Annotated in this window: 1 pseudogene; it reads left to right on the forward strand. The window is 63.6% G+C overall.

From position 1 onward, the window contains the following. Window positions 1-1,163, forward strand: a pseudogene (locus JKL48_RS22835) (hypothetical protein); the annotation flags it as partial.

Genomic DNA, 1,163 nt, shown 5'->3' on the forward strand with positions numbered 1-1,163 from the left:
CACCTACACCGTGACCAACACCATTGCCGCGGCTGGCGGCTGCGCCGCTGTAACTGGTACGGCAACCGTCACCATCAACTCAGCAGCATCGGCGGCGTTTACCTACGGCGGCTCTACGTTCTGCCTGAGCAGCTCAAACCCCACGGCTAACGTGACGGGCACTACGGGCGGCACGTTCTCTTCGACCACTGGCTTGAGCATAAATGCCTCCACCGGCACTATCTTATTGAGCGCTAGCACCCCCGGCACCTACACCGTAACGTATAGCGTAGCCGGCACCTGCCCTGGCAGCAGCACGGCCACGGTGACGCTGACCAACGCTCCTTCGGCAACGTTCAGCTACCCAACTACTTCGTATTGCACCTCGGGTACCACCGCCCCAACGCCAACTTTCCCCTCGGGTAGCAGCGCTGGCACGTTCTCGTCGACTGCAGGTTTGACGCTAAATGCCACTACGGGTGCCATCACGCTCAGCAGCAGCACGCCCGGCACTTACGTTGTTACCAATGCCATTGCAGCAGCTAATGGCTGCGCGGCGGCTAGTGCTACTTCTACCGTAACGGTTACGGCTCCCGCCACGGCCGGCTTTAGCTACGGCAGCGCGCCGGCTTACTGCACCAGCGCCACCAGCGCCGTGGCCCCCACACTGGCCACCGGTGCCACGGCCGGCACCTTTAGCTCCATTACCGGCTTAACGCTGGATGCCACCACGGGCGCCATCACACCTTCGTCCTCGACGCCGGGCACCTACACCGTGACCAATACCATTGCCGCGGCCGGCGGTTGCGCTGCTGTAACTGGTACGGCAACCGTCACCATCACCGCTCCGCAAACGGCGGGCTTCAGCTACGGCGCCACGGCTTACTGCACCAGCGCTACTGCTGCGGTAGTTCCCACGCTGGCCACTGGCGCCACCGCCGGCACCTTCTCCTCGACTACCGGCTTGACGCTGAATGCCACCACCGGCGCCATCACGCCTTCCTCTTCTACTGCAGGCACCTACACCGTGACCAACACCATTGCCGCGGCTGGCGGCTGCGCCGCTGTAACTGGTACGGCAACCGTCACTATTACCACCCCTGCAACGGCCAACATTGGCTACGGCGCAACCAGCTACTGCACCACGACCACGGGCACCGTCGCCCTGGGCATTGGCACGGGCT

This window comes from Hymenobacter rubidus, assembly GCF_016734815.1.
GTDB classification, from domain to species: Bacteria; Bacteroidota; Bacteroidia; order Cytophagales; family Hymenobacteraceae; genus Hymenobacter; species Hymenobacter rubidus.